This window comes from Pseudomonas sp. GW823-FHT03E05, from assembly GCF_058796855.1.
Genome location: NZ_JBXAJB010000003.1, coordinates 230,553 through 254,297 on the forward strand (window position 1 = coordinate 230,553; position 23,745 = coordinate 254,297).

Here is a 23,745-nt window from a genome sequence, read left to right on the forward strand (position 1 = left end):
CCTGAGTCGGTGCTCTATCGGTCGCGGCTTCCCTCCTCACTCAACAGGGCTTGCAGGGTGTCCAGGCGCGCGCCGTCGAAGGCGATCACCGCCCCTTGGGCAAACACCCGGCGGGCCAGCCCGGTCAGTACCGCGCCGGGAGGCAATTCGATCTGCAGGCGCACCCCGCGCTCGTAGGCGCTTTGCACCGTGCCGCGCCAGTCGACGACGCGGCACATGTTGAAGGCCAGGTCGTCGCGCAACGCTTCCACGGAGCGCATGGGCCGCGCTCGGCTGCCACTCAGGTAGGCCAGCTTCGGCAGTTGCAGGGGTACCTCGGCAAAGGCGGCAGCCAGGGCCTGGGCCGGTTGTTCCAGCAGTGGGCAATGGGACGGCACGCTGACCGCCAGGCGCTTGGCCACGCCGACCCCGCAACCCCGGGCCAACTCGGCCACGGCATGCATCGCGGCATCGCTGCCGGCGATCACCACCTGGTTGTCGGCGTTGATATTGGCCAAGTACACCGGCCTCTGCGGGCTGTGGACCTGGGCCAGCAGCCCTTCCACCGCCGCCAGTTCCAGGCCGATCAATGCGGTCATGCCATAGCCCTGTGGATAAGCCTGCTGCATCAACTCACCCCGCAGGCTCACCAGGCGCAAGGCGTCGGCAAACTCCAGGGCCCCGGCCACCACCGCCGCCGGATAGGCGCCGATGGACAGGCCCGCCACGTAGTTCACCCGAGTATCGGGCTGCAACAGAGTGCGCGCCGCCGCCACGCCGGCGATCAGCAGGCACAGCTGCACCGCCCGGGTGCTGGCCAGGGCTTGGGGTGAATCCAGCGTCAGTACGTCCTGCCCCAGCACATCGCTGGCCTCTTGCAGGCAGGCCCGCGCTTGCGGGCTTTGCGGCAGACGCTGGAGCATCCCCGGCTGCTGCGCGCCCTGGCCCGGAAACACCAGCAGGCTGCTCATGCCGCCTGCTCCTGAGGGTTCCAGGGGTCGCTGACCAGGCGCGCGCCACTGGCGCTCTTGAGCAGAACCCGGGCAGCCGGCCCGGCCCATTCGCGCAGGGCCAGGGCGCCGCCGGGCACCTGCAATTGCATATCCACCGGGCAACCGGCGCCGTCCAGCAGCGCCAGCAATTCACGGGCCCGGGCCCGTGGCAGAAGCTCCGGGGTACGCAGGATCAGGTCCAGGTCGCTGTGCTGATGCAAGGCCGCCACGCCGCTGGCCAGCTCGAAACCGGCACTGCCACTCACGCCCCAGATCCACTCCTGGGCATCCAGTTCATCGCGCAAGTGCTGCAACGCCTGCAACGCCGGCCATGGGCCCTGGGGCGGTACATGACACAGCTGCTCGGGGCGCACCCCGCGCTGCACGGCTTGCAGATCCAGCAGCGCCGGATAGCGCTGTTCCCGGGAAACACCGCGCAAACCCACCGCAACCTGCCCCGGTGCAGTCAGGGCCCGGCGCACCACCACCGGCTGCCCGGCCTCCAGCACCGCATGGGCCCAGGCCGGCGCATCGCCCGGCAACTGCGCCGGGGTCATGCCCCACAGCAGGTCGTGGGGCAGCCAGGGGCCGCACCCGCTCACCACTGCTCCCGCAGCAACTGCCGGACTCGGCTCGACGCCGCCCGGTTCACCGCGCCCAGACGGCTACCGAGGTCGACGCCCTTGGCCCGCACATCGGCAATCGCCGCCAACAGGCATTGATTGACCCGGGCCAGATCCTCCGCCGTCGGCTGCTCAATCTGCCGCACCGACAGGGTTTCCCACAGCAGGCCCAGGCCCGCGTAGCTGTCGATGTCATAGGCCATGGGCGGCACGCTGGCGGCCAGGGCTTCCAGCTCCTCGACGCTGCGCAGGGTCACCCGCGCCGCCGAGGCCTTGCCCATGGCGTGCACCATCACCCCCGGGTCACGCAGGGCGATCAAGCGGTTGGCCTGATACCCATGGGCCAGAAAGGCCCCGGACATGGCCTTGCCCACCAGCAGGGCGATCACCGGGTGCCCGGCCAGGCGGGCCCGGGCATAGCTGTCGGCGGCGCCCGCCAGGGCCTGATGAATGCCCAGCGCCTCTTCGCGCCGGCCATAGGCCTGGCTCGGCACATCGACAATGGCGATCAGCGCCCGCTTGTGCTCCTGGTCCTGATCGGCGCGGATCACCTCATCCACTGCCTTGGCCAGCCCCCAGCCTTCCAGCAGGCCGACCTCGCCCTGGCGGGCGCGGGGAAAACGGTTGTCGGGGTCAGGCACTACCGCAATGAAGCGCGCCGGCTGCCCGTCCAACTGGCCGTCGGCAACCTTCAAGGAAGGTGGCAGGCCGCTCACGGGGGTTGCATCGCCACTCAAGGCGTCGAACCAGTTCAGGCCCCGCAGGGAACTAGCAGTCATGGGCGGTCTCCTTGATACAGGTCGCGAACCGTCGCCGCATCGATTTGCGGCGTCGTGTCCAGGCGGGACAGACGTTGCAGGTACAGCTCGGCCTCGCGGCTGCGTTGCCGCGACGGCAAGCCCAGGGCCAGCAGCTCACGGACCTGGGCCTGGATCAGTGCCACATCGTCAGCCACGTAGCGGTCCACCAAGCCACTGGCGAAACGCTGCTCGCCGCCGGTCAGGCTCCAGATGAAAGGCCGGTCCCGGGAGTCGTATTCCTCAAGGCCCGCTTCCTGCTCGATCACCTGCGGGCCATTGAGCCCCAGGCGCGCTTCCTGGGTGACCACGAGATAACTGCACAGCCCGGCGGCAATCGACATGCCGCCAAAGCAGCCGACGCTGCCGGCCACCACGCCGACCACCGGCTGGTACTGGCGCAGGTCGACAATCGCCGCATGAATGTCGGCAATCGCCGCCAGCCCGAGGTTGGCTTCCTGCAGGCGCACGCCGCCGGTTTCCAGCAGCAACACGGCGCGGGTCGGGATGCCGTTGCGGTTGTCCTCGGCGGCCAGCTCCAGGGCGCCGGCAATCTTCGCCCCGCCCACTTCACCGAGGCTGCCGCCCTGGAAAGCGCCTTCGATGGCAGCAATCACCACCGGCGAACCCGCGATGCTGCCCTTGGCGATCACCACCCCGTCATCAGCCTGGGGCACTACGCCCTGGCGCTCCAGCCAGGGCGACATGACCCGCTGGAACGGGTCCAGCAACTCACGAAAGCTGCCGGCATCCAGGAGTGCCCGGGCCCGCTGCCGAGCACCCAGCTCGACGAAGCTGTGCTTGTTCAACAAGCGTGCGCTGTCAGTCATGGCCGATCTCCTCGAAGCCCTGTTCCAGGCGCAGGCGCACCACCCCGGGGGTGGCGCCGAAATCATGGATGTCGATCAACAGCGCCGGCGGCGTCTGGCCGTCGAACATGCGCTCGAACAGGTGCTGCCAGCGCGATGCGCTGCCGTTTACCGAGGTCTGTACCTGGATGCTCAATTTGCCGGGCTGCCCCGGCTCCAGCAGCACTTCCAGGTCGCCGGAGCCGACACAGCCCACCAGGGCGCGGCCACGGCCGGGCTGGCCGGCGGGGAATTCAAAGGACAAGGTTTCCATCAGTTCGCTCCCTGGTTAACAGCATCGCCGGATTCGATCCGGTCCAGCAGCAGGCTGGCCGCCAGCAAGTCGGCAGCGCCGCCGGGCGAGGCATTCAAGGTCAGTAGTTGCAGATCCAGTTCATGCAGGCGACGACGCCCGGCCAGGGTGGCGCCGCCACCAGCATCGAGCACCGCCCGGGCCCCCTGCTGCATGGCCTGCAGGCCAAGCTCACCGGCGCGATAGAGCACGCAGGTGTCCGCCAGCCGGCTCATGATCGCCAGCAAGGCATCGAGCCGGGCATTCTGTTCGCCATGGCCCTGGGCGCGGCTGCGCTTGAGCTGCGGCAGCCCCAGTTGCAGCACGGCGGGAAAGCCTTGCTGGGCTTCTTCGCGGGCACCGCGCACGCCGTAGCGCAGCGCCACCTGGGCGCCATGGCTCAAGGGGCGTGGTGCATAACGGTCTTCGAGCAAGGCCAGGCGCGCGGCCCGCAGCGCGACACTGCCGGCACTCGTGGCTTGAGGTTCCAGCGCGGCGGCGGCCACCAGCAGCCCCAGGGCCCAGATCGCCCCGCGATGGGTATTCACCCCACCAGTGGTGGCGAGCATGGCCTGCTCGCCTTCTCGGCCAATGCGCCCCAGGGCTTCACGCAGGGGCAGGCCCACTTCCCCGAGCAGCAGGGCAGCGTCGGCCATTTCCTTGAAGGCCGGCCACAGCGACAGCGCCGAGGCATGCATCAGGCCCAGGTGCAGGTCGGTGTGGGCGCCATTGCCACGGCGGTCCACCAGGGCCGGCTTGGGCGACAGGTCGGCCTCGTCGATCAGCGCGTCCACCGCCAGGTCCGCCAGGCGCTCGGCCAGGCTCGGGATGGGTGATTGCAGGTTGAATGCGTGCATTACCAGCTCCTGAACTTGGCGGGCGGGTTGTACAGGCCACCGGACCACTCCACCAGGTCGGCCACGCTTTTCGCCGCCAGCAGCTCGCGGCTGGCGTCGGTGCGGCGGATGCCCAGGTCTTCCGGCAGGGCAATCAGGCCTTCACGGCGCATGCGCGCGGTGTCCTTGGGGTTGTGGCGCAAGCCGATGGCGGTAACCCCGGCCACGGCGGCGATCATCGCCTGGCGCTCTTCCAGGGAACGGGCCTTGTACAGGTAGGCGATGCCTTCCTCGGTCAGCAGGTGGGTGACGTCGTCGCCGTAGATCATGATCGGCGCCAGGGGCATGCCGCTCTTGCGCGCCACGTCCACCGCGTCGAGGGTTTCGACGAAGGTCGGTTTGCCGCCTTCCTGGAAGGTTTCCACCATCTGCACCACCAGCTTCTTGCCGCGTTCGAGCATGGCCTGGGGTGCATCGCTCTGATCCTGGCGCATATCGAGCCAGGCCGGGGTGCCGTGGCGGCGCCCGCGGGGGTCGTGACCCATGTTCGGCGCCCCGCCGAAACCGGCCAGGCGGCCACGGGTCACGGTGGAGGAATGGCCGTCGCCATCCACCTGCAAGGTGGCGCCGATAAACAGGTCCACCGCGTACTGCCCGGCCAGCTGGCAGAACATCCGGTTGGAACGCAGGGAACCGTCGCGACCGGTGAAGAACACGTCCGGACGCGCGGCGATGTAGTTTTCCATGCCCAGTTCGGTGCCGAAGCAATGCACGCTGTCCACCCAGCCACTTTCAATGGCCGGAATCAGGGTTGGGTGAGGATTGAGGGTCCAGTTGCGGCAGATCTTGCCCTTGAGCCCCAGGGATTGGCCGTAGGTGGGCAGGATCAGCTCGATGGCCGCGGTGTTGAAACCGATGCCATGGTTCAGCGACTGCACGTTGTGTTTTTCGTAGATGCCGCGAATCGCCATCATCGCCATCAGCACGTGCACCGGCTTGATATGGCGCGGGTCGCGGGTGAACAGCGGCTCGATATAGAACGGCTTGTCGGCCACCACCACGAAATCCACCCAGGACGCGGGAATGTCGACCCGGGGCAGCTCGCTGACATCGTCCACCAGCTGGTTGACCTGGACGATGACAATGCCGTCGCTGAAGGCCGCCGGCTCGATCAGCGCGGGCGTGTCCTCGGTACTGGGGCCGGTGTAGATGTTGCCGGCGCGGTCGGCCATGAACCCGGCAGAGAGCACCACATTGGGGATCAGGTCCACCACCAGCCGCGCATAGAGTTCGATGTAGGTATGGATGGCGCCGATTTCCAGCAGCCCGTCTTCCAGCAACTGGCTGATGCGCAGGCTCTGGGTGCCGGCAAAGGAAAAGTCCAGCTTGCGGGCGATGCCGCGCTCGAACAGGTCCAGGTGCTCGGAACGGCCGACGCTGGGCATGATCATGTGCAGGTCATGCAGCCTGGCCGGGTCGGCCTTGGCCAGGGAGCGGGAGAGAAAGTCCGCCTGTTTCTGGTTGTTGCCTTCCAGCACCACCCGGTCGCCGGGCAGGATCAGCGCTTCCAGGGCCGCGACGATCTTGTCGGTCGGCAACACCACGCCATCGGCGATGGCCCGCACCTGCTCGAGGCGCCGCTGCTTTTCGCTGCGCCGCCGCGACCAGCGCGCGTCGGGGGAAATTATTGTTGTCATGCTCACTCCACGGGTTCGCTGTCGTGGCAGTCACCTTAGGAGTGAAAACGGGGAGCATCAATCAAGCACGGCGTTGGATCGTTACGCTCAGCGTAATGATTTGCGGAGCAATCGCACTCTCATGCTCTCTCGGTACACAATGCCCGCCGTACCGGCCCATGAGCGGCCTGGGCAGACCAAGATGAGAGTCAGCATGGACACACCGATTCGCTCGAACCAGGCGCTGCTGGAGCAGCTCAAGCATGGCCTGAAGCCCGACTACCTGATGTTCTGGGGGCACCAGCCCACCCGGGACGGACGCATCTCCCAGAGCTGTTTCAGCCAGTGGTTCGACGCAGGTCTGGAACTCGATGGCATTCGATACCCCAGCGCCGAGCATTTCATGATGGCCGGCAAGGCCCTGCTGTTCGGCGACCAGGAAACCCACGGGCGGATCCTCAAGGCCGTGACGCCCGCCGACGTGAAGCAACTGGGTCGCGAGGTGCGCGGCTTCGATGACGCCCGCTGGACCGAAGCACGCCTGGATATCGTGGTGCAGGGCAACCTGGCCAAGTTCAGCCAACATCAGGCGCTGGGTGAATACCTGCTGTCCACAGGCGACCAGGTACTGGTGGAAGCCAGCCCGGTGGACCGGATCTGGGGCATCGGCCTGGCCGCCGAGGATGCCAGGGCCAGCCAGCCGGAGCAGTGGCGCGGCCTGAATCTGCTGGGCTATGCGCTGATGGAGGTGCGGGACAGGTTGCGCATTGGCTGAGGGGCTGCCTTCGCTGGCAAGCCAGCTCCTACCGGCGGTGTTGTGTAGCGGCCGGCTTGCCGGCCAAGAGGCCTAGAGCCCCGTCACCAGCAGCTCTTCCAGGGCCAGCAGGTCCGGCACCTTGGCCACCTGCTCGGCCACCTGCACCGCGGCCTTTTCCAGCGCAGCCAGGGGCACGTCGACATAGCTCAACTGGCTGTCGAGCTTGCAGGAGCGGGGAATGCCCTGCACCAGCAGGGCCATGAACTTCAGCTCCGGGCGCCCGCCCAGGGCATTGAGCACGACGATCCGCGCCCGCTCGCCAATCACGGTCCTGCCACCGCAGGCCGACTCGAAGCTGATCAGCGGAATCCGCCGCTCGCGCCACAGCACCCGGCCCAGGTACCAGGGCGGTGAATCCAGGTCGAAGGTGCCCTGCTGATAGTCGATCAGCTCGGCCACGGCCACGTTGGGCAGGATCAGGGTACGGTCGGCCAGGGGCAGCAGCAGCCCGGTGAGAGTGCTGGCGCGGTGATCAAGCATGGGTCTTGCTCCACAGGGCGATGCTTTCCAGCAGCACCGACTCTTGATAGGGCTTGCCGAGGTAGTCGTTGACGCCGATGGCCATGGCCCGGTCGCGGTGTTTCTGGCCGGTGCGGGAGGTGATCATGATGATCGGCAGGTGTTGCAGGCGCGGGTCGTTGCGTACCTGGATCGCTACCTCGAAGCCATCCATGCGCGGCATTTCGATGTCCAGCAGCATCAGGTCCGGGGTGTGCTCGGCCAGCAGCGCCATGGCGTCGACCCCATCCTTGGCGGTGAGCACATTCATGCCGTGGCGCTCCAGCAGGCGGCTGGTGACCTTGCGCACCGTGACCGAGTCGTCCACCACCAGCACCAGCATCGGCCGCGGCGGTTGCACCTCGCTGGCCGGCTCGTCGCCCGCCAGGCGCGGCAGCGGTGCCTGGGCCTGCAAGGCGCGGATATGCGCCAGCAAATCGAGAATCAGCACCACCCGACCATCGCCGAGAATCGTCGCCCCGGACAGCCCCTGGACCGCGGCGAACTGCGGCCCCAGGCTCTTGACCACGATTTCCCGGGTACCGGCGGTGGCATCCACCTGCACCGCGATGCGCTGCTCGTTGCAGTGCACCAGCAGCACCGGCAGCGGCTGCACCTGGCCCAGCAGCTTCGGCCGGGGCACGGTGTGCAGCAGCTCCCCCAGGTAGCACAGCTGATAAGACTGGCCGGCGTACTCATAGCGCGGTGGGTCGAGCTGGTAGTAGCCGTCCAGCTCTGCGGGCAGCACCCGGACAATGCCCTCCACGGTATTCAGCGGAATCGCGTACTGCTCGTCGGCGCACTGCACCATCAGCGCGCGGTTGACCGACACGGTGAACGGCAGGCGAATGCGAAAATGCACGCCCTGGCCGGCAACCGAGTCGATGCTCATGCTGCCGCCCAACTGGCGCACCTCTTCATGGACCACGTCCATGCCCACCCCGCGCCCGGAAATCTGGGTGATCTTCTCGGCGGTGGAAAACCCCGGCTGCATGATGAATTGCAGCACTTCGCGGTCGCTGAGCTGCGCCTCGGGGTCCAGCAGGCCGCGCTTGATGGCTTTTTTGCGCACGGCTTCCAGGGGCACCCCGGCGCCGTCGTCGCGCATGTCGAAAATCATGTCGCCGCCCTCGCGGGACAGGTCCAGGCTGATCCGCCCCTGTGCCGGCTTGCCTGCCGCAAGGCGCGCCTCGGCCGATTCCAGACCGTGGTCCACGGCGTTGCGCAGCATGTGTTCCAGGGGCGCGACCATGCGTTCGAGAACGTTGCGGTCCATTTCCCCTTCGGCGTTGCCGACCACGAACTCCACGTCCTTGCCCAGCTCTTCGGCCACCTGGCGGACGATGCGCTTGAGCCTGGGCACCATGCGCTCGAACGGCACCATGCGCGTGCGCATCAGGCCTTCCTGCAATTCGGTGTTGATCCGGCCCTGCTGCTGCAACAGGTTCTCGGCGTCGTGGTTGCGCCGGTCCAGGGTTTCCTTGAGGTCCAGCAGGTCCGAAGCCGATTCGAACAGGGCCCGGGACAGCTGCTGCAACTGCGAGTGGCGGTCCATTTCCAGGGGGTCGAACTCTTCGTAGCCCAGGCGCTCGGCCTCCACCTGCTGGCGGCTGAGAATCCGCCCCTGGGTTTCGGTGTCCAGGCGGCGCAACTGGTCGCGCATGCGCTCGATGGTGGTTTCCATCTCGCCCAGTGCCGTGCGCGCATCGTTGACCTGTTGTTCGATACGGCCACGGAAGATCGAGGTTTCCCCGGCCAGGTTCACCAGGTCGTCCAGCAGCTCTGCCGAGACCTTGACCATGTCCCCCGCCACTGCCGCTTCCGCCGCGGGCGCAGCGGGCTCGGGCTTGGTGCTGGGCAGTGCAGCTTCTGCGGCAACGCCGGTCGCTACCCGCGGATGGCTCAGGTCGTGGATCGCATCGATGAGCTTCTGGGCCGGCTCGATGGGCTGGCCGGCACGGGCCGCATCGAGCATCTGGGCCAGGCGGTCGTGGCTCTTCTGCAACAGGGTGAACAGCACCGGGCTGGGTTGCAGCAGGCCGGCGGACAGGCCTTCGAAGAGAAATTCCAGTTCATGGGCCAGATCGCCGATGGGGGCGATTTCCACCATGCGCGCACCGCCCTTGAGGGTGTGCAGGTCGCGCAGCAGGGTTTCCACTTCCTGGCGACCCTGGGGCTCGGCCTGCCAGCGGGCCAGGGCCGCGGCAGAGCTGTCGATGATGTCGAAACCTTCTTCGAGGAAGATTTCCAGCAGCTCCGGGTCCTGGGCCGCACGGTCTTCCTCGACCGTGCCCTGGGCCACTTCGCCGGTGCTGGCGGCCTGCTGCCGGTACGACCGCACAGCCTCGATCTGCGCCCGGGATTCGTCCAGGGGATGCTGCCCCTGCAACTGTTCCAGCAGCAGTGCCAGTTGCTCGTGGCTGCTGCGCAACAGCAGGCCCAGGTGCTGGCTGTGGCTGTAGCGCCGGTCCACCAGCCCCTCGTACAGCGACTCCAGCTCCTGGGCCAGTTCCGCCACCGGTGCCACTTCGGCCATCCGTGCGCCGCCCTTGAGGGTGTGCAGGTCTCGCTGCAGGGAAGACAGCGGCGCGCCATTGTCCGGGTCGGCCAGCCAGCGCTGCAGGGCCTGGTCGGCGCTTTCGAGGATATCCACCGCCTCTTCGAGGAAGATCTCGACAATTTCGTCGTCCGCCTGCATCGGGGCCTCGGCCTGCTCCAGGCGGGCCGTGGCCGCGCCCAGTTCGCTGATGCTCAGGGCGCGGCTGCCATCGCTCTTGATCAGGCCCGTGGCAGAAGGGTCCAGACCTTCATCCAGCAGCTCGCGCAAGGCCTGCACCCGTTCCGGGCGCGGGCTGACTTCCTGGCCTGCGGCCAGCTCGTCGAGCATGTTGATCAAGGCATCATGGGCGCTTTCGGCTTCGTGGAAGAAACGCTCGCTGACGGCCAGGCTGCTCTCTTCCACCGCGCCATAGAGATCGAGCAAGGCTTCGCACAGCTCGTCCACCGGGTACAGGTCGGCCAGGTGCGCGCCCTCGCCCAGGGTGGTCAACTCATCCAGCAGGGCGCTGAGTTCCTGACGCTCGCCCGGGTGCTGCTGCCAACGGCGCAGCAGGCTTTCGGCATCCAGCAGGATGTCCATGCCCTGGGCCAGGAAGTTGTTGATCAACTGCGGGTCGCGCTTGGCTCGGGGCGCGCTGTCCGGGGCGCTGAGCAGGGTTTCCAGGCGCTCCCCCAGCAGGGCCAGGGCGCGCCCCACCAGGGAGCGGGCGCCATCGATAGGCGCCAGCGGGTCGCTGTCCAGCTGCCGCAGGCCCCGGCGCAGCAGGCCTTCGGCTTCCAGCAGCAGCTCCACCTCGTCCAGGTCCAGGGGGATCAAGTGCGCCCGGTATTCCCGGGCCAATTGGTCCAGAGGGCCGGCCAGCTCGGCAATCGGCAGCACTCCGGCCATGGAGGCGCTGCCCTTGAGGGTGTGCAGGGCCCGTTGCAGTTCGTCGCTGGCCTGCAGCGGTACGTGTTCGGCGGCCTGCTCGAGAAAGCGGTTGATGCTGTCCAGGTGGGTCTGGGCCTCGGTGCGGAAGATCTCCAGCAACTGCGGGTCCAAGGCCTCGGCCGGCACTGGCGCCGAGCCTTGCGCGCCATTGGCCAGGGCATGGGCCCGGGCGGCCAGGCGGTCGACATCGTCGCGCTGGCGCTGGGCCTGCTGGGCGAACTCGGCGATCAGTTCCGGCAACAGTTGCAGGGTGTCGGCCACCAGTTGCCGGGCTTCGACACCGGGCTCCACGCTGTGCTCCAGCACCCGGTTGAGAAGGTTTTCCACCGCCCAGGCCAGCTCCCCCAGCACCAGCGCGCGCACCATGCGCCCGCTGCCCTTGAGGGTGTGGAAGGCCCGGCGCAGTTCGCTCAGGGCAGATGTGCCATGGGGGTCCGCGGCCCAGCGCGGCAGATACTCGCGCAGCATCTCCAGCACTTCCTCGGTTTCTTCGAGGAAGACTTCCCGCAGTTCATCGTCCACCGGCTCCTCGTCCCCTGGCGGCGGCAACAGGCTGCCCGGGGTAATCAGGGCCGGCGGGTTGAGGGCCGAGACCGGCACCGCCAGGACATCCGCCAGGGACTGCGCCACTCGGGGATCGTCCAGCTCTTGCAGGTCCTGCATCACCAGGGCTTCGCTGGGGCTCAGGGGCTGATCGAGCAACGGCACCTGCTCCACCGGCACATAGCCCAGGGCGAGCAGGCCCTGCTGGGCCACATCGAGGATCTTCTCCCCCGGCGCCTCGTGATCCTCGCTCAGGCGTTCCAGGTAGTACTCCAGGCTGGTGAGCACATCCGCCAGGTGGTCCAGTTGCTGCCAGTCGGGCCGGGAACGGGCCGCCAGCAGGTGTTCGACGACAAACTGCTGGCAGGCCTGCATCAGCCCCGCCGCGCGGGGCAGCGGGATCATCGCCAGGGCGCCGCGCACCTGGGTCAGCAGCTCGGGCAGCGCCTGCAGGTGTTCGGCGTCCCAGTCGGCCTCGATGCACTCGGCGATCAGGTCCTTGGCCTGGTGCAGGCAAACCCGCGCCTCCTGGATCACCAACTGGTGGATCTGGGTCAGGTCGGTGGTGGGTAGGCGGCTTTCCTCACGGCTTTCGGGCTCCACGGTGCCGGCCATGCCGGCCAGGGTCGCTTCCACGTACAGCAGGGCCCCCGCCACATCCATCAGCACCGCGTCGTCCGGCGCGCGCTGGCCCTGGGCCAGGCTCTGGACCACCGCCAACTGATCGATGATGACCTTGCGCGGCTGGCCGAAGCCCAGCACCGCCAGGGTGTCGGCGATCTGCCGCAGGGGCGACAGCAGCCCTTCGAGGTCGTCCGTGTGCTGGCGGTCGCTGCGCACGAACAGGTCGAGGCGTTCCTTGACCCGCACCAAGCCATCGCACACCGCGGTCAGCACCGAGCGCATGGCATCCCGGTCGGGGCCGGCCAGGCGGGCCCGCTCCTCGTCCACCACCGCGCTGTCGGGCAAGGCGTCATCCAGTCCGTAACGTTCTTTCATGGTCAGCATCAATGGGGTGGGATGGCGCGCCTTGGCGATATAGAACAGCAGGCTCTTGAGCAATTCATCGGGGGCCGGCCGGTTGATCCCGGCCATGCCCTGTTCCAGCAGACGCTTGAGCTCCTTGTCGGCATCCTTGAGCAGGCTGCGCACCGCCGGGCTGTTGGCGATCTCGTCGTGGCGCATGCCTTCCACCAGGGCCGAGGCGATATGCCACAAGGGCGCCAGCGGGGCGTCCTGGCACAAGGCTTCCAGGCGTTCGAAGACCTTGGCCATGTAGCCCAGGCTCTGCTCGTCATCCTGCTCGCGCAGCAGATCCACCAGGGCGGTCTGCAACATGTGTCGCAGCTTGCGCAACTGGTTGGGCAATTCCAGGGGTTCCAAAGCCGCCAGGGCCTTGTCGCTCAGGGGCGGCAGGCTGGGCAGTTGCGGGCTGAACAAGCTGGTTTCCGAGAGCAGGCTCTCGCCCCGGGCACTGCGCAGGTCGTTGAGCAGCGGCAGCACCACCAGCGGCAGGTCGCGCCGCGCGCTCTGCACCCGGTCCAGGTACTGGGGCAACTGGCCGATGGCCTGGCGCAGCAGGCGCAGGGCTTCGTCGCGCTGGGCCACGCGCCCCTGCTGCAGGGCCAGGGCGAGCTTTTCCATTTCTTCAGCCAGCAGCGCGGCGCCGTAGAACTCCACCATCTGCAGGCTGCCATGGACCAGGTGAATGCCTTCCAGGCACTGGTCGATGGCCTCCAGGGCCTGGGGATCGTCCGCCAGATGCTCCAGCGCCTGATGCGCCTGCTTCAGGGTCTCGGCAATTTCGCCCTTGACCCACTCCAGGGCTACATAGTCGTGCCGATCAACCATAACCACTCCAGTCAAAGCCTTGTGTCAGCGGTTGTCATTCGGGGCCGGGCCCCGGGTGGCCGGCAGGGTGAAGCCGGACACCGAGCGGCGCAGCTGGCTGGCCATCTTCGCCAGGTTGCCGATGCTCTCGGCGGTGGCGGTGGAACCGGACGAAGTCTGCGAGGTGATCTGCTGGATCACGTTCATGGTCAGGGAAATCTGCCCGGCCGAAGAGGTCTGCTGCTGGGCCGCGTTGGAGATGCTCTGGATCAGCGCCGCCAGGGTCTTGGACACCCCTTCGATCTCTTCCAGGGCCACCCCGGCGTCCTGGGCCAGGCGCGCGCCGCGCACCACTTCGGTGGTGGTCTGCTCCATGGAGATCACCGCCTCGTTGGTGTCGGTCTGGATCGCCCGCACCAGGGTCTCGATCTGCCGCGTGGCCGCCGAGGAACGCTCCGCCAGCCGCTGCACCTCGTCGGCCACCACGGCAAAGCCGCGCCCGGCGTCACCGGCCATGGAGGCCTGGATCGCCGCGTTGAGGGCGAGGATGTTGGTCTGGTCGGCAATGTCGTCGATCAGGCTGACGATATCGCCGATCTCCTGGGAAGACTCGCCCAGACGCTTGATCCGCTTGGCGGTGTCCTGGATCTGCTCACGGATGTTGTCCATGCCGTGAATGGTGTTGTGCACCACCTCGTTGCCCTTGTTGGCGATTTCCACCGAGCGCTCGGCCACCGCCGAGGATTCCGCGGCGTTGGCCGATACCTGGTCGATGGACTGGGCCATTTCGTTGATCGCCGTGGAGGCTTCGGAAATCTGCTGGGCCTGATGCTCCGAGGCTTCGGCCAGCTGCATGGCGGTGGCCTGGGTTTCCTGCACTGCGCCGGCCACCTGGCCGGCGGTGAGGTTGATGGTGGCCACCAGGTCACGCAGCTGGTCGACGGAATAATTGATGGAGTCGGCAATGGTGCCGGTGAAGTCCTCGGTCACCGAAGCGGTGACCGTGAGGTCGCCGTCGGCCAGGTCCTCGATCTCGTCCAGCAAACGCATGATCGCGTTCTGGTTGCGCTCGTTCTTCTCTGCGGTCTCGCGCAACTGGCGGTTGGTCTCGCGCACCATCACCAGGCCAATGAGGATGATCGAGGCCAGGGCCAGCAAGCCCAGGACGTAGCCGCCGATGGTGTCCAGCTTGCGGCTGCCGGCCAGGTTCTCGAAGCCGCTGGCCAGCAGCGAGGCTTCGTCCAGCAGGGTCTGGGACAGGCTGAAGATGTTGCTCGCCGACTCGCGGACCTGGAACAGCTCGGGGGAGGTTTCGAGGATCTCGTCCACGGAGCCGGAGACGAACTCGAACAACTCGGAAATCTCCGCCAGCCGCCCCCGGGCATCCGGGTCTTCCACCTGGCTGATCTTCAGCCCCGGGTTGCCCTGCAACATGCCGTTGAGCACCTGGCCGAAGCGCGCGGCATCGCGACCGAAGGCATCGGCGGCCTGGACCGCGTTTTCGTCGCCGGCCAGCACCGTGTTGACCGCGCCGAGAATCCGCTCGGCCAGCAGCGACTGGCGCTGGGCCATGGCCACCTGGGCCGCCGGGGCGCCACGCTGGAGCAGGATCTCGACGACCTTTTCATACTCCACCTGCAATTGCGGCACGGTTTCCGCCAGGGTTGCCGCCACCTGGTGCAGGGACAGCACGGTCTGCTCGCTGGCGAGGATCGCGTCGGTGTTTTTCAGCAGTTTTTCCCAGTCCAGCTGCACCGCGCGCATTTCCTGGCGCAAGGCCACCGGGGCTCCGGGCAGCCCGGTGTCCGGGTCACCCTTTTTCAGGTAGCCCCAGCGCCGGGCGAAATCGTTGCGCGCATCCCCCAGCAGCTTGAACGCCGCAGCCTTGCCCGCCGCCGCTTCGGTGGCGTTCTTGGCAATGCGCTGGGACAGCACCCGCAGCTCGCCGGCATGGCCGATGTACTGTTTGTCGTAGGTGGCCTGGGTATTGAGGTAAGCGAAGTTGGCGAACAACAGCATGATGAACACGATCAGTGCGATGAACAGCACGATGATCTGCGAGCGACTGCGGGAGCCTTCCAGGGGCTTGCCGGTTTTGGCTTTGGTCATCGATCAGGCCTGTGGCGAGCGGGCGGTCCCGCATTCGAGTGCCCGGGGCGCGCGCAACGCCGGGGCAGCATGGGTTGATCCAGGGAAACACGCGCTTCCCGTGGCACGGCCAACGGGTTGCCCAGGCGCCGGGGCGCCCTTCACGCTGCCACCTCCAGGAACCCCGGCGAACGGGCCAGGGCGAAGGGGCTGAAGACCTGCCAGACCTGATCGCGGCGGAACTGGCCCTGCAGGTAGGGGTTGACCGCGGCGTCGGCAAAGTCGGTGATGCCGGGCTCCAGGCTGTCCTGGGCAAAGTGCTGCAGCCCGGCCACCTCGTCCACCAGCAGGCCGGCGAACAGCTCCTTGTACTCCACCACCAGGACCCGCCGCTGCTTGCGCAGGGGCGACAGCTCATGGCCGAAGAAACCGCACAGGTCCATGATCGGCAGCAGCCGCCCGCGCAGGTTGGCTACGCCCTTGACCCAGGGCTTGACCCCGGGCAGCAGGGTGTAGCGCGGCTCGTGCAGGACTTCGCTGATCTCGCCCATGGCGGCCACGTACCAGTGCTCGCCCAGGCGAAAGCCGATGCCGCTCCAGCTGTGCTGGCGGGTTTCCTGGGACGGCAGGTCGGCGGCCAGCAAGCGGCAGCGCTGGTCGATCTCCAGCAGCAGCTCGAAGGCGGTCTGGGATTGGCTCATGGCGCGGCTGTCAGCCGGCCAGGACGTTGTTCAGGGTCTTGATCAGGGTCTCTTCGTCCACCGGTTTGGTCAGGTAGTCCTTGGCGCCCTGGCGGGTGCCCCAGACCTTGTCGGTTTCCTGATCCTTGGTGGTGATGATGATCACCGGGATATGGCTGGTCTCGGCATCCTTGGTCAACTGGCGGGTCGCCTGGAAACCGTTGAGGCCGGGCATGACGATGTCCATCAGCACCGCGTCGGGCTTTTCTTCCCGGGCCAGGGCCACGCCGTCGGCACCGTTCTCGGCCTTGAGCACTTCATGGCCGTGCTTTTCCAGCATGCCGGTGAGTTTGTACATTTCAGTCGGCGAGTCATCGACGATCAGAATACGAGCCATGGTCTTCCCCATACGGTATAGGCGCGCGGCCTGCTGGCCGGGCGTCGCTGTGCGTGTCTACTGTGGCGCAAGCGCGACAAAGTCCGGGACATGGGCCTTGATCGCGCTCAGCAGTTCTTCCTTGCTGAAGGGTTTGGTCAAAAACTGGTCGGAGCCGACGATGCGCCCCTTGGCCTTGTCGAACAGGCCATCCTTGGAAGACAGCATGATCACCGGGATGGACTTGAACGCGCTGTTGTTCTTCACCAGCGCACAGGTCTGATAGCCGTCGAGCCGCGGCATCATGATGTCGACGAAGATGATGCCGGGGTGATGGTCGACGATCTTCGACAGGGCTTCGAAGCCGTCCACTGCGGTGATGACCTCGCAACCGACGTTCTTCAGCAGCATTTCGGCCGTGCGGCGAATCGTCTTCGAATCGTCGATCACCATCACCTTCAAGGCGTTGGAATGCTGTTCCATATCTGCTCTGCCATCGCCCCAGCGAATGATTTGGTCCGGTACCGCCGGGCAATGGGTGAAACCCTTGAACTTCAAGGCTTGGGCCCGGCCTGCGAGCCTTTTTAGCACACTCTCCCCCCTGCAATCTATGGACCACGCCAGGCAGTGGTTTTTCCTTGACCCAGGCCCCTGTCAGCGCCACTCTGACGCCACTTTTTTTGCCTCGCTCCCACTCATTTTCTTAAAGGAATCCACCCATGAGCGTTCGCGTCGGGATTGTCATGGACCCTATCGCCAGCATCTCCTACAAGAAGGACAGCTCGCTGGCCATGCTGCTGGCCGCCCAGGAGCGCGGCTGGACCCTCTTCTATATGGAACAGCGCGACCTGTACCAGGGCGCCGGCGTGGCCCGGGCCCGCATGCGCCCGCTGCAGGTGTTCGCCAACCCGCAGAAGTGGTTCGAGCTGGACGCCGAGATCGACTGCCCGCTGAGCGATCTGGACGTGATCCTGATGCGCAAGGACCCGCCCTTCGACATGGAGTTCGTCTACTCCACCTACCTGCTGGAACAGGCCGAAAGCGCTGGCGTGCTGGTGGTCAACAAGCCCCAGAGCCTGCGTGACTGCAACGAAAAGCTGTTTGCCACGCTGTTCCCCCAGTGCACCCCGCCCACCGTGGTCAGCCGCCGCGCCGACGTGCTGCGCGAGTTCGCGGCCCAGCATGGCGATGTGATCCTCAAGCCCCTGGATGGCATGGGCGGCACCTCGATCTTCCGCCACCGCGCGGGTGATCCGAACCTGTCGGTGATCCTGGAAACCCTGACCGTGCTCGGCAGCCAGCAGATCATGGCCCAGGCCTACCTGCCGGCGATCAAGGACGGTGACAAGCGCATCCTGATGATCGACGGCGAACCCGTGGATTACTGCTTGGCGCGCATCCCCGCCGCCGGTGAAACCCGCGGCAACCTGGCGGCCGGCGGTCGTGGCGAAGCCCGCCCGCTGAGCGACAAGGACCGCTGGATCGCCGCCCAGGTCGGCCCGACCCTGCGGGCCAAGGGCCTGCTGTTCGTCGGCCTCGACGTGATCGGCGAACACCTGACGGAAATCAACGTCACCAGCCCCACCTGCATCCGTGAAATCGATAACGCCTTCGGCACCAACATCGGCGCGATGCTGATGGATGCCATCGATCAGAAGCTCAAGGCCAAGTGATGTAGAACAACCAAGCACAAACCAACATTGCGTTATCATGCGCCGCCTGTGAAACCGTGATGTTGGTTGTGTGATGCCTCCTGTGATGTCGAACTGCCGATGAGCCTCCCGTCCGATCTGCCCCCCGAGCTTGCCCATAGCGGCGTGCGTGCGGCCGATCGCCTGGGTTTTACCCTGTTCCTGGCGGCGCTCCTGCACCTGGCACTGATCCTCGGCCTGGGCTTTTCCTTCGCCGAGCCCAAGGCCATCAGCAAGACCCTGGAAATCACCCTGGCCACCTTCAAGAGCGAGACCAAGCCGAAGAAGGCCGACTTCCTCGCCCAGGACAACCAGCAGGGCAGCGGCACCCTGGACAAGAAGGCCATTCCGAAAACCACCGAAGTCGCACCGTTCCAGGACAACTCGGTGAAGAAGGTCACGCCGCCGCCCTCGGTCAAGCCCGAGGTCAAGGACACCGCGCCCAAGGCCGCCGTGGCCACCACCGCGCCCAAGCCGAAAAAGACCGTCACCCAGCGTGAAGAGGTCAAGAAAGACCCGACGCCCAAGGCCCCCACTCCGACGTTCGACAGCTCGCAACTGTCCAGCGAGATTTCCAGCCTGGAAGCCGAGCTGGCCAACGAACAGCAGTTGTATGCCAAACGCCCGCGCATCCACCGCCTCAGCGCCGCCTCTACCATGCGCGACAAGGGCGCCTGGTATAAGGACGAATGGCGCAAGAAGGTCGAGCGCATCGGCAACCTCAACTACCCCGAGGAAGCCCGGCGCAAGCAGATCTACGGCAACTTGCGGCTGATGGTCTCGATCAACCGTGACGGCTCGCTGTATGAAGTGCTGGTGCTGGAGTCCTCCGGGCAACCGCTGCTGGACCAGGCGGCCCAGCGCATCGTGCGCCTGGCGGCGCCGTTCGCCCCCTTTACCGGCGACCTGTCGGACATCGACCGCCTGGAAATCATCCGCACCTGGCGCTTCGCCCGGGGCGACAAGCTTTCCAGCAACTGATCGGCCGGCAATCGGCCGCGCGACAGCGCCATGGCCGCACATCGCCAGCTTGTCAGCCGGGCCCGCCACCGCCACACTAGCGCTCATGAAAAATGTCAGCCCAAGCTATCTCAAGCATCATTTCCTGATCGCCATGCCCCATATGGCCGACCCGAACTTTGCGCAGACCTTGACCTACATCGTCGAGCACAACGCCAGTGGCGCCATGGGCCTGGTGGTCAACCGCCCCCAGGACCTGAACCTGGCCGATATCCTCGAACAATTGCGCCCTGACCAAGAGCCGTCCCTGCTGTGCCAGCACGTGCCCATTTTCAGCGGTGGCCCGGTGCAGACCGATCGCGGCTTCGTCCTGCACCCCAACGGCCCGGTCTACCAGGCCACGGTGGAACTCGAGGGGCTGTCCCTGTCCACGTCCCAGGACGTGCTGTTCGCCATCGCCGATGGCGTGGGCCCGGCCAAGAGCCTGATCGCCCTGGGCTATGCCGGATGGGAAGCCGGGCAGCTGGAAGCCGAACTGGCGGACAACGCCTGGCTGACCTGCCCCTTCGACGCCGACATCCTGTTCAACACCAGCAGCGAACTGCGCCTGGAAGCCGCCGCCCGGCACCTGGGGGTCAACCTCAGCCTGCTCACCAGCCAGGCGGGCCACGCCTGATGGCCCTGCGACTGATCCTCGGCTTCGACTACGGCACCAAGCAGATCGGCGTTGCCGTGGGCCAGGCCATCACCGGCCAGGCCCGGGAGCTGTGCACCCTCAAGGCGCAGAACGGGGTGCCCGACTGGAACCAGGTGGAAGCCCTGATCAAGGAATGGAAGCCCGACGCCGTGGTGGTGGGCCTGCCCCTGAACATGGACGGCAGCCCCAGCGACATGTGCGTGCGCGCCGAAAAGTTCGCCCGGCGCCTGAACGGCCGCTTCAATGTGCCCTTCTATACCCACGACGAACGCCTGACCACCTTCGAGGCCAAGGGTGAACGCCTGGCCCGGGGCGGCCAGAAAGGCAGTTACCGCGACAACCCGGTGGACGCCATCGCCGCCGCCCTGCTGCTGCAAGGCTGGCTCGATGAAAACGCCGGCCTGTTGAACACCTGAGACCACATCCTGAAGATGCGCGGCCCCGGGGCTGCGCGCCTCCTGGCCCAACACCAGCCGTAAGTTCCCGCGCCCAGCTGCCCGGCAGCAGGCGCGAGCCCACGAAGGAGCCACCATGAGCCTGCCCAATCCCGCCGCCCTGATCAGCCAGATGGCCGCTGATCTCAATGCCCACCTGGCCCAGCGCGCCATCAGCGAGCCACGTTTCATCGGTATCCGTACCGGCGGCGTCTGGGTGGCCCAGGCCCTGCTGGAAGCCCTGGGCAGCGATTCGCCCCTGGGTACCCTGGACGTGTCCTTCTACCGCGACGACTTCAGCCAGAACGGCCTGCACCCGCAGGTGCGTCCTTCGGAGCTGCCGTTCGAGATCGAAGGCCAGCACCTGGTGCTGATCGACGACGTGCTGATGAGCGGCCGGACCATCCGCGCCGCCCTCAACGAACTGTTCGACTACGGCCGGCCGGCCAGCGTGACCCTGGTCTGCCTGCTGGACCTGAACGCCGCTGAACTGCCGATCCGTCCGAATGTGGTGGGCGCGACCCTGTCGCTGGCCGCCCACGAGCGGGTAAAATTGTCCGGTCCTGCGCCGCTTCAACTCGAGCTCCAAGACCTCGCCCTCTAACTCGCCCTTTTAAGAGTCCATTGCGATGACGCCTCTAGACGCCAAGCGCCCGCTGCAGCTCAACGATCAGGGCCAGCTGCGCCACTTCCTGTCCCTCGACGGCCTGAACCGCGAGCTGCTGACGGAAATCCTCGATACCGCCGACTCGTTCCTCGAAGTCGGCGCCCGGGCGGTGAAGAAAGTCCCGCTGCTGCGCGGCAAGACCGTGTGCAATGTGTTCTTCGAGAACTCCACCCGAACCCGCACCACCTTCGAACTGGCCGCCCAGCGGCTGTCGGCGGACGTGATCACCCTGAATGTCTCGACCTCTTCGGCGAGCAAGGGTGAAACCCTGCTGGACACCCTGCGCAACCTGGAAGCCATGGCCGCCGACATGTTCGTGGTGCGCCACGGCGATTCCGGCGCCGCGCACTTCATCGCCGAACACGTGTGCCCGCAAGTGGCGATCATCAACGGCGGCGACGGCCGTCACGCCCACCCGACCCAGGGCATGCTCGACATGCTGACCATTCGCCGGCACAAAGGCGGCTTCGAGAACCTCTCGGTAGCCATCGTCGGCGACATCCTGCACTCGCGAGTGGCGCGTTCGAACATGCTGGCGCTGAAAACCCTCGGTTGCCCGGACATCCGCGTGATCGCGCCGAAAACCCTGCTGCCCATCGGCATCGAGCAGTACGGGGTCAAGGTCTACACCGACATGACCGAAGGCCTGAAGGACGTGGACGTGGTGATCATGCTGCGCCTGCAGCGTGAACGCATGCAGGGCGGCCTGCTGCCCAGCGAAGGCGAGTTCTACCGCCTGTTCGGCCTGACCACCGCGCGCCTGGCCGGGGCCAAGCCCGACGCCATCGTCATGCACCCGGGCCCGATCAACCGCGGCGTGGAGATCGAATCGGCGGTAGCCGACGGCCCGCACTCGGTGATCCTCAACCAGGTGACCTACGGCATTGCAGTGCGCATGGCGGTACTGTCCATGGCCATGAGCGGGCAGACTGCCCAGCGACAATTCGAGCAGGAGAACGCCCAGTGAAGCTCAGCATTCTCGGCGCCCGCGTCATCGATCCAAGCAGCGGCCTGGATCAAACCACCGATCTGCACCTGGAAGCCGGCAAGATCGTCGCCATCGGCGCCGCGCCTGGCGGCTTCAATGCCGTTACCACCATCGACGCCAAGGGCCTGGTGGCCGCACCCGGCCTGGTGGACCTGAGCGTCGCCCTGCGCGAGCCGGGCTACAGCCGCAAGGGCAGCATTGCCAGCGAAACCCGCGCCGCAGCCGCCGGGGGCGTCACCAGCCTGTGCTGCCCGCCGCGCACCAAGCCAGTACTGGACACCTCGCCGGTGGCCGAACTGATCCTCGACCGCGCCCGCGAGGCCGGCAACAGCAAAGTGTTCCCCATTGGCGCCTTGAGCAAGGGCCTGGAAGGCGAGCAGCTTGCGGAGCTGATCGCATTGCGTGACGCCGGTTGCGTGGCCTTCGGCAACGGCCTGGAAGGTTTCCGCAGCACCCGCACCCTGTGCCGCGCCCTGGAATACGCCGCCACCTTCGACCTGACGGTGATCTTCCACTCCCAGGACCGCGACCTGGCCGAAGGCGGCCTGGCCCACGAAGGCGCCACCGCCAGCTTCCTCGGCCTGCCGGGTATCCCGGAAAGCGCGGAGACCGTGGCCCTGGCCCGGGACCTGCTGCTGGTGGAACAGAGCGGCGTGCGCGCCCACTTCAGCCAGCTGACCAGCGCCCGCGGCGTGGAGCTGATCGCCCAGGCCCAGGCCCGCGGCCTGCCGGTCACCGCCGATGTGGCGCTGTACCAGCTGATCCTGACCGACGAGGCGCTGATCGACTTCTCCAGCCTGTACCACGTGCAGCCGCCGCTGCGCTCGCGGGCCGACCGCGATGCCCTGCGCGAAGCGGTGAAGTCCGGGGTGGTGCAAGCCATTTCCAGCCATCACCAGCCCCATGAGCGGGACGCCAAGCTGGCGCCGTTCGGCGCCACCGAGCCGGGCATCAGCAGCGTCGAGCTGTTGTTGCCCCTGGCCCTGACCCTGGTGCAGGACGGCCTGCTGGACCTGCCGACCCTGCTGGCACGCCTGAGTGCCGGCCCCGCCGCGGCCTTGCGCCTGCCGGCAGGCAAGCTGGCAGCCGGTGGTGCGGCGGACCTGGTGCTGTTCGACCCGGCCAGTTCCACCGTGGCCGGCGAGCGCTGGCTGTCCAAGGGCGAAAACTGCCCGTTCCTCGGCCATAGCCTGCCGGGCGCGGTGCGCTACACCCTGGTGGACGGGCATATCAGCTATCAGGGCTGATCGCCTGGCAAACACCCTGTAGCCGCTGCCGCAGGCTGCGAACGGCGCCGAAGGAGCCGCCGCTCCTGATGGCGCCCTGCGGCAGTGGCTACAGGCTGCGCCATCACCGCCTGCGCCGATGACGGGATCAACGGCGCTTGGCGTTCTCCAGCGATACCTGATCGTTCAGGGTCCAGAAGTCGTACAGCACCCCCAGGAAGAACAGGCCGCCGGTGAACAGGTAGATCACCCCGCTCAGCCATTTGCCCTGGTACATGCGGTGCACGCCGAAAACCCCGAGGAAGGTCAGCAGAATCCAGGCCACGCTGTATTCCACCGGACCTGCGGTAAAGCGAAGGTCCGCTTCCCGGTCCATGGACGGGATCAGGAACAAGTCGATCAGCCAGCCAATGCCCAGCAGACCGAAGGTGAAGAACCAGATAGTCCCGGTCACCGGCTTGCCGTAATAGAAGCGGTGGGCCCCGGTAAAACCGAAAATCCACAACAGGTAACCGATCACCTTGCTGTGGGTGTCATGGGTGGATGCATCCTGACGATAGGTGTTCATTAAGTGCCTCTTTGCAGGTGATAGATAAATATTCTTAAAAACTTTGTGACTTTTTTACAGGCATTCGACGTGCGGGCAATGTTACCTTCTGTTCCGCCAAAGCCTTGTACTGCCTGACTTCTGACGGTTTTCTGCGTCAAGTTGCCACC

22 protein-coding genes are annotated in these 23,745 nt (G+C 66.6%); 8 read left to right on the plus strand and 14 right to left on the minus strand.

Features of this window, described 5'->3' with window-relative positions:
* Positions 1–14: 14 nt before the first annotated feature.
* Genes mdcH through mdcA form a run of 7 tightly spaced genes read right to left on the minus strand, consistent with a single transcriptional unit; the run spans position 15 to position 6,064 of the window.
* Positions 15–950, minus strand: coding sequence for a malonate decarboxylase subunit epsilon (gene mdcH / locus AC1RCO_RS14010; RefSeq protein ID WP_492617807.1), 936 nt, complete (start codon positions 948–950; stop codon positions 15–17).
* Positions 947–1,573: a malonate decarboxylase holo-ACP synthase gene (locus AC1RCO_RS14015; RefSeq protein ID WP_011063989.1), complete on the minus strand. Its 627-nt coding sequence runs from the start codon at positions 1,571–1,573 to the stop codon at positions 947–949. The genes mdcH and AC1RCO_RS14015 overlap by 4 nt, the downstream gene beginning before the upstream one ends.
* Positions 1,570–2,373, minus strand: a complete 804-nt coding sequence (gene mdcE / locus AC1RCO_RS14020) for a biotin-independent malonate decarboxylase subunit gamma (RefSeq protein ID WP_015637354.1) — start codon at positions 2,371–2,373, stop codon at positions 1,570–1,572. Before mdcE ends, AC1RCO_RS14015 begins: the two co-directional genes overlap by 4 nt.
* Positions 2,370–3,221 carry a biotin-independent malonate decarboxylase subunit beta gene (locus AC1RCO_RS14025; RefSeq protein WP_161466551.1) on the minus strand — a complete coding sequence of 284 codons (852 nt, stop codon included), beginning with the start codon at positions 3,219–3,221 and terminating at the stop codon, positions 2,370–2,372. Before AC1RCO_RS14025 ends, mdcE begins: the two co-directional genes overlap by 4 nt.
* Complete coding sequence (locus tag AC1RCO_RS14030) at positions 3,214–3,513, minus strand: malonate decarboxylase subunit delta (RefSeq protein ID WP_015637356.1); 300 nt, start codon at positions 3,511–3,513, stop codon at positions 3,214–3,216. Before AC1RCO_RS14030 ends, AC1RCO_RS14025 begins: the two co-directional genes overlap by 8 nt.
* Positions 3,513–4,388, minus strand: coding sequence for a triphosphoribosyl-dephospho-CoA synthase (locus AC1RCO_RS14035; protein WP_492617808.1), 876 nt, complete (start codon positions 4,386–4,388; stop codon positions 3,513–3,515). Before AC1RCO_RS14035 ends, AC1RCO_RS14030 begins: the two co-directional genes overlap by 1 nt.
* On the minus strand, positions 4,388–6,064 hold the full coding sequence (mdcA, locus tag AC1RCO_RS14040; RefSeq protein ID WP_041120237.1) for a malonate decarboxylase subunit alpha: 1,677 nt from the start codon (positions 6,062–6,064) through the stop codon (positions 4,388–4,390). Before mdcA ends, AC1RCO_RS14035 begins: the two co-directional genes overlap by 1 nt.
* 193 nt (positions 6,065–6,257) lie before the next feature.
* Between mdcA and ybiA the strand changes: the two genes are divergently transcribed.
* Positions 6,258–6,818, plus strand: coding sequence for a riboflavin biosynthesis intermediates N-glycosidase (gene ybiA / locus AC1RCO_RS14045; protein ID WP_053160314.1), 561 nt, complete (start codon positions 6,258–6,260; stop codon positions 6,816–6,818).
* 72 nt (positions 6,819–6,890) lie between these two features.
* Here the strand turns inward: ybiA and AC1RCO_RS14050 are convergent, their stop codons facing one another.
* The 6 genes from AC1RCO_RS14050 to pilG form a co-directional block, all read right to left on the minus strand.
* Positions 6,891–7,340, minus strand: a complete 450-nt coding sequence (locus AC1RCO_RS14050; RefSeq protein WP_065365092.1) for a chemotaxis protein CheW — start codon at positions 7,338–7,340, stop codon at positions 6,891–6,893.
* Positions 7,333–13,242 (minus strand): Hpt domain-containing protein, encoded by a 5,910-nt coding sequence (locus AC1RCO_RS14055; RefSeq protein WP_123431081.1) that lies wholly within the window; start codon positions 13,240–13,242, stop codon positions 7,333–7,335. The genes AC1RCO_RS14050 and AC1RCO_RS14055 overlap by 8 nt, the downstream gene beginning before the upstream one ends.
* A gap of 24 nt (positions 13,243–13,266) precedes the next feature.
* Entirely contained in the window at positions 13,267–15,330 is a 2,064-nt protein-coding gene (locus AC1RCO_RS14060) for a methyl-accepting chemotaxis protein (protein WP_011063998.1), read from the minus strand.
* Between the two features lie 140 nt (positions 15,331–15,470).
* Positions 15,471–16,010: a chemotaxis protein CheW gene (locus AC1RCO_RS14065; RefSeq protein WP_011063999.1), complete on the minus strand. Its 540-nt coding sequence runs from the start codon at positions 16,008–16,010 to the stop codon at positions 15,471–15,473.
* 10 nt (positions 16,011–16,020) lie between these two features.
* On the minus strand, positions 16,021–16,386 hold the full coding sequence (gene pilH / locus AC1RCO_RS14070) for a twitching motility response regulator PilH (protein ID WP_011064000.1): 366 nt from the start codon (positions 16,384–16,386) through the stop codon (positions 16,021–16,023).
* Between the two features lie 57 nt (positions 16,387–16,443).
* Positions 16,444–16,848, minus strand: a complete 405-nt coding sequence (gene pilG, locus AC1RCO_RS14075; RefSeq protein ID WP_011064001.1) for a twitching motility response regulator PilG — start codon at positions 16,846–16,848, stop codon at positions 16,444–16,446.
* A gap of 236 nt (positions 16,849–17,084) precedes the next feature.
* On the opposite strand from pilG, the gene gshB reads away from it, so the two are divergent.
* The 7 genes from gshB (at position 17,085) to AC1RCO_RS14110 (ending at position 23,049) form a co-directional block, all read left to right on the plus strand.
* Positions 17,085–18,038, plus strand: coding sequence for a glutathione synthase (gene gshB / locus AC1RCO_RS14080; RefSeq protein ID WP_011064002.1), 954 nt, complete (start codon positions 17,085–17,087; stop codon positions 18,036–18,038).
* Between the two features lie 99 nt (positions 18,039–18,137).
* Positions 18,138–19,037 (plus strand): energy transducer TonB, encoded by a 900-nt coding sequence (locus tag AC1RCO_RS14085; RefSeq protein ID WP_011064003.1) that lies wholly within the window; start codon positions 18,138–18,140, stop codon positions 19,035–19,037.
* An 85-nt stretch (positions 19,038–19,122) separates the two neighbouring features.
* A complete protein-coding gene (locus AC1RCO_RS14090; protein ID WP_011064004.1) occupies positions 19,123–19,692 on the plus strand; it encodes a YqgE/AlgH family protein in 570 nt (189 codons plus the stop codon).
* Complete coding sequence (gene ruvX, locus AC1RCO_RS14095) at positions 19,692–20,129, plus strand: Holliday junction resolvase RuvX (protein WP_011064005.1); 438 nt, start codon at positions 19,692–19,694, stop codon at positions 20,127–20,129. Before AC1RCO_RS14090 ends, ruvX begins: the two co-directional genes overlap by 1 nt.
* Positions 20,130–20,244: 115 nt before the next feature.
* The gene (gene pyrR, locus AC1RCO_RS14100; protein ID WP_011064006.1) at positions 20,245–20,751 is read left to right on the plus strand and encodes a bifunctional pyr operon transcriptional regulator/uracil phosphoribosyltransferase PyrR; all 507 of its coding nucleotides are present in this window, start codon (positions 20,245–20,247) and stop codon (positions 20,749–20,751) included.
* A 25-nt stretch (positions 20,752–20,776) separates the two neighbouring features.
* The gene (locus AC1RCO_RS14105; RefSeq protein ID WP_011064007.1) at positions 20,777–21,781 is read left to right on the plus strand and encodes an aspartate carbamoyltransferase catalytic subunit; all 1,005 of its coding nucleotides are present in this window, start codon (positions 20,777–20,779) and stop codon (positions 21,779–21,781) included.
* Positions 21,778–23,049 (plus strand): dihydroorotase, encoded by a 1,272-nt coding sequence (locus AC1RCO_RS14110; protein ID WP_492617809.1) that lies wholly within the window; start codon positions 21,778–21,780, stop codon positions 23,047–23,049. Before AC1RCO_RS14105 ends, AC1RCO_RS14110 begins: the two co-directional genes overlap by 4 nt.
* A gap of 127 nt (positions 23,050–23,176) precedes the next feature.
* Here AC1RCO_RS14110 and AC1RCO_RS14115 read toward each other — a convergent pair whose 3' ends face one another.
* On the minus strand, positions 23,177–23,596 hold the full coding sequence (locus AC1RCO_RS14115) for an NINE protein (protein ID WP_011064009.1): 420 nt from the start codon (positions 23,594–23,596) through the stop codon (positions 23,177–23,179).
* Positions 23,597–23,745: the final 149 nt, after the last annotated feature.

What these genes read in the sequence shown, in the direction of transcription:
- mdcH (WP_492617807.1), bottom strand. Translation starts at nt 950, where the DNA reads ATGAGCAGCCTGCTGGTGTTTCCGGGCCAGGGCGCGCAGCAGCCGGGG.
- mdcE (WP_015637354.1), bottom strand. Translation starts at nt 2,373, where the DNA reads ATGACTGCTAGTTCCCTGCGGGGCCTGAACTGGTTCGACGCCTTGAGT.
- AC1RCO_RS14025 (WP_161466551.1), bottom strand. Translation starts at nt 3,221, where the DNA reads ATGACTGACAGCGCACGCTTGTTGAACAAGCACAGCTTCGTCGAGCTG.
- AC1RCO_RS14030 (WP_015637356.1), bottom strand. Translation starts at nt 3,513, where the DNA reads ATGGAAACCTTGTCCTTTGAATTCCCCGCCGGCCAGCCCGGCCGTGGC.
- AC1RCO_RS14035 (WP_492617808.1), bottom strand. Translation starts at nt 4,388, where the DNA reads ATGCACGCATTCAACCTGCAATCACCCATCCCGAGCCTGGCCGAGCGC.
- mdcA (WP_041120237.1), bottom strand. Translation starts at nt 6,064, where the DNA reads ATGACAACAATAATTTCCCCCGACGCGCGCTGGTCGCGGCGGCGCAGC.
- ybiA (WP_053160314.1), top strand. Translation starts at nt 6,258, where the DNA reads ATGGACACACCGATTCGCTCGAACCAGGCGCTGCTGGAGCAGCTCAAG.
- AC1RCO_RS14050 (WP_065365092.1), bottom strand. Translation starts at nt 7,340, where the DNA reads ATGCTTGATCACCGCGCCAGCACTCTCACCGGGCTGCTGCTGCCCCTG.
- AC1RCO_RS14055 (WP_123431081.1), bottom strand. Translation starts at nt 13,242, where the DNA reads ATGGTTGATCGGCACGACTATGTAGCCCTGGAGTGGGTCAAGGGCGAA.
- AC1RCO_RS14060 (WP_011063998.1), bottom strand. Translation starts at nt 15,330, where the DNA reads ATGACCAAAGCCAAAACCGGCAAGCCCCTGGAAGGCTCCCGCAGTCGC.
- AC1RCO_RS14065 (WP_011063999.1), bottom strand. Translation starts at nt 16,010, where the DNA reads ATGAGCCAATCCCAGACCGCCTTCGAGCTGCTGCTGGAGATCGACCAG.
- pilH (WP_011064000.1), bottom strand. Translation starts at nt 16,386, where the DNA reads ATGGCTCGTATTCTGATCGTCGATGACTCGCCGACTGAAATGTACAAA.
- pilG (WP_011064001.1), bottom strand. Translation starts at nt 16,848, where the DNA reads ATGGAACAGCATTCCAACGCCTTGAAGGTGATGGTGATCGACGATTCG.
- gshB (WP_011064002.1), top strand. Translation starts at nt 17,085, where the DNA reads ATGAGCGTTCGCGTCGGGATTGTCATGGACCCTATCGCCAGCATCTCC.
- AC1RCO_RS14085 (WP_011064003.1), top strand. Translation starts at nt 18,138, where the DNA reads ATGAGCCTCCCGTCCGATCTGCCCCCCGAGCTTGCCCATAGCGGCGTG.
- AC1RCO_RS14090 (WP_011064004.1), top strand. Translation starts at nt 19,123, where the DNA reads ATGAAAAATGTCAGCCCAAGCTATCTCAAGCATCATTTCCTGATCGCC.
- ruvX (WP_011064005.1), top strand. Translation starts at nt 19,692, where the DNA reads ATGGCCCTGCGACTGATCCTCGGCTTCGACTACGGCACCAAGCAGATC.
- pyrR (WP_011064006.1), top strand. Translation starts at nt 20,245, where the DNA reads ATGAGCCTGCCCAATCCCGCCGCCCTGATCAGCCAGATGGCCGCTGAT.
- AC1RCO_RS14105 (WP_011064007.1), top strand. Translation starts at nt 20,777, where the DNA reads ATGACGCCTCTAGACGCCAAGCGCCCGCTGCAGCTCAACGATCAGGGC.
- AC1RCO_RS14115 (WP_011064009.1), bottom strand. Translation starts at nt 23,596, where the DNA reads ATGAACACCTATCGTCAGGATGCATCCACCCATGACACCCACAGCAAG.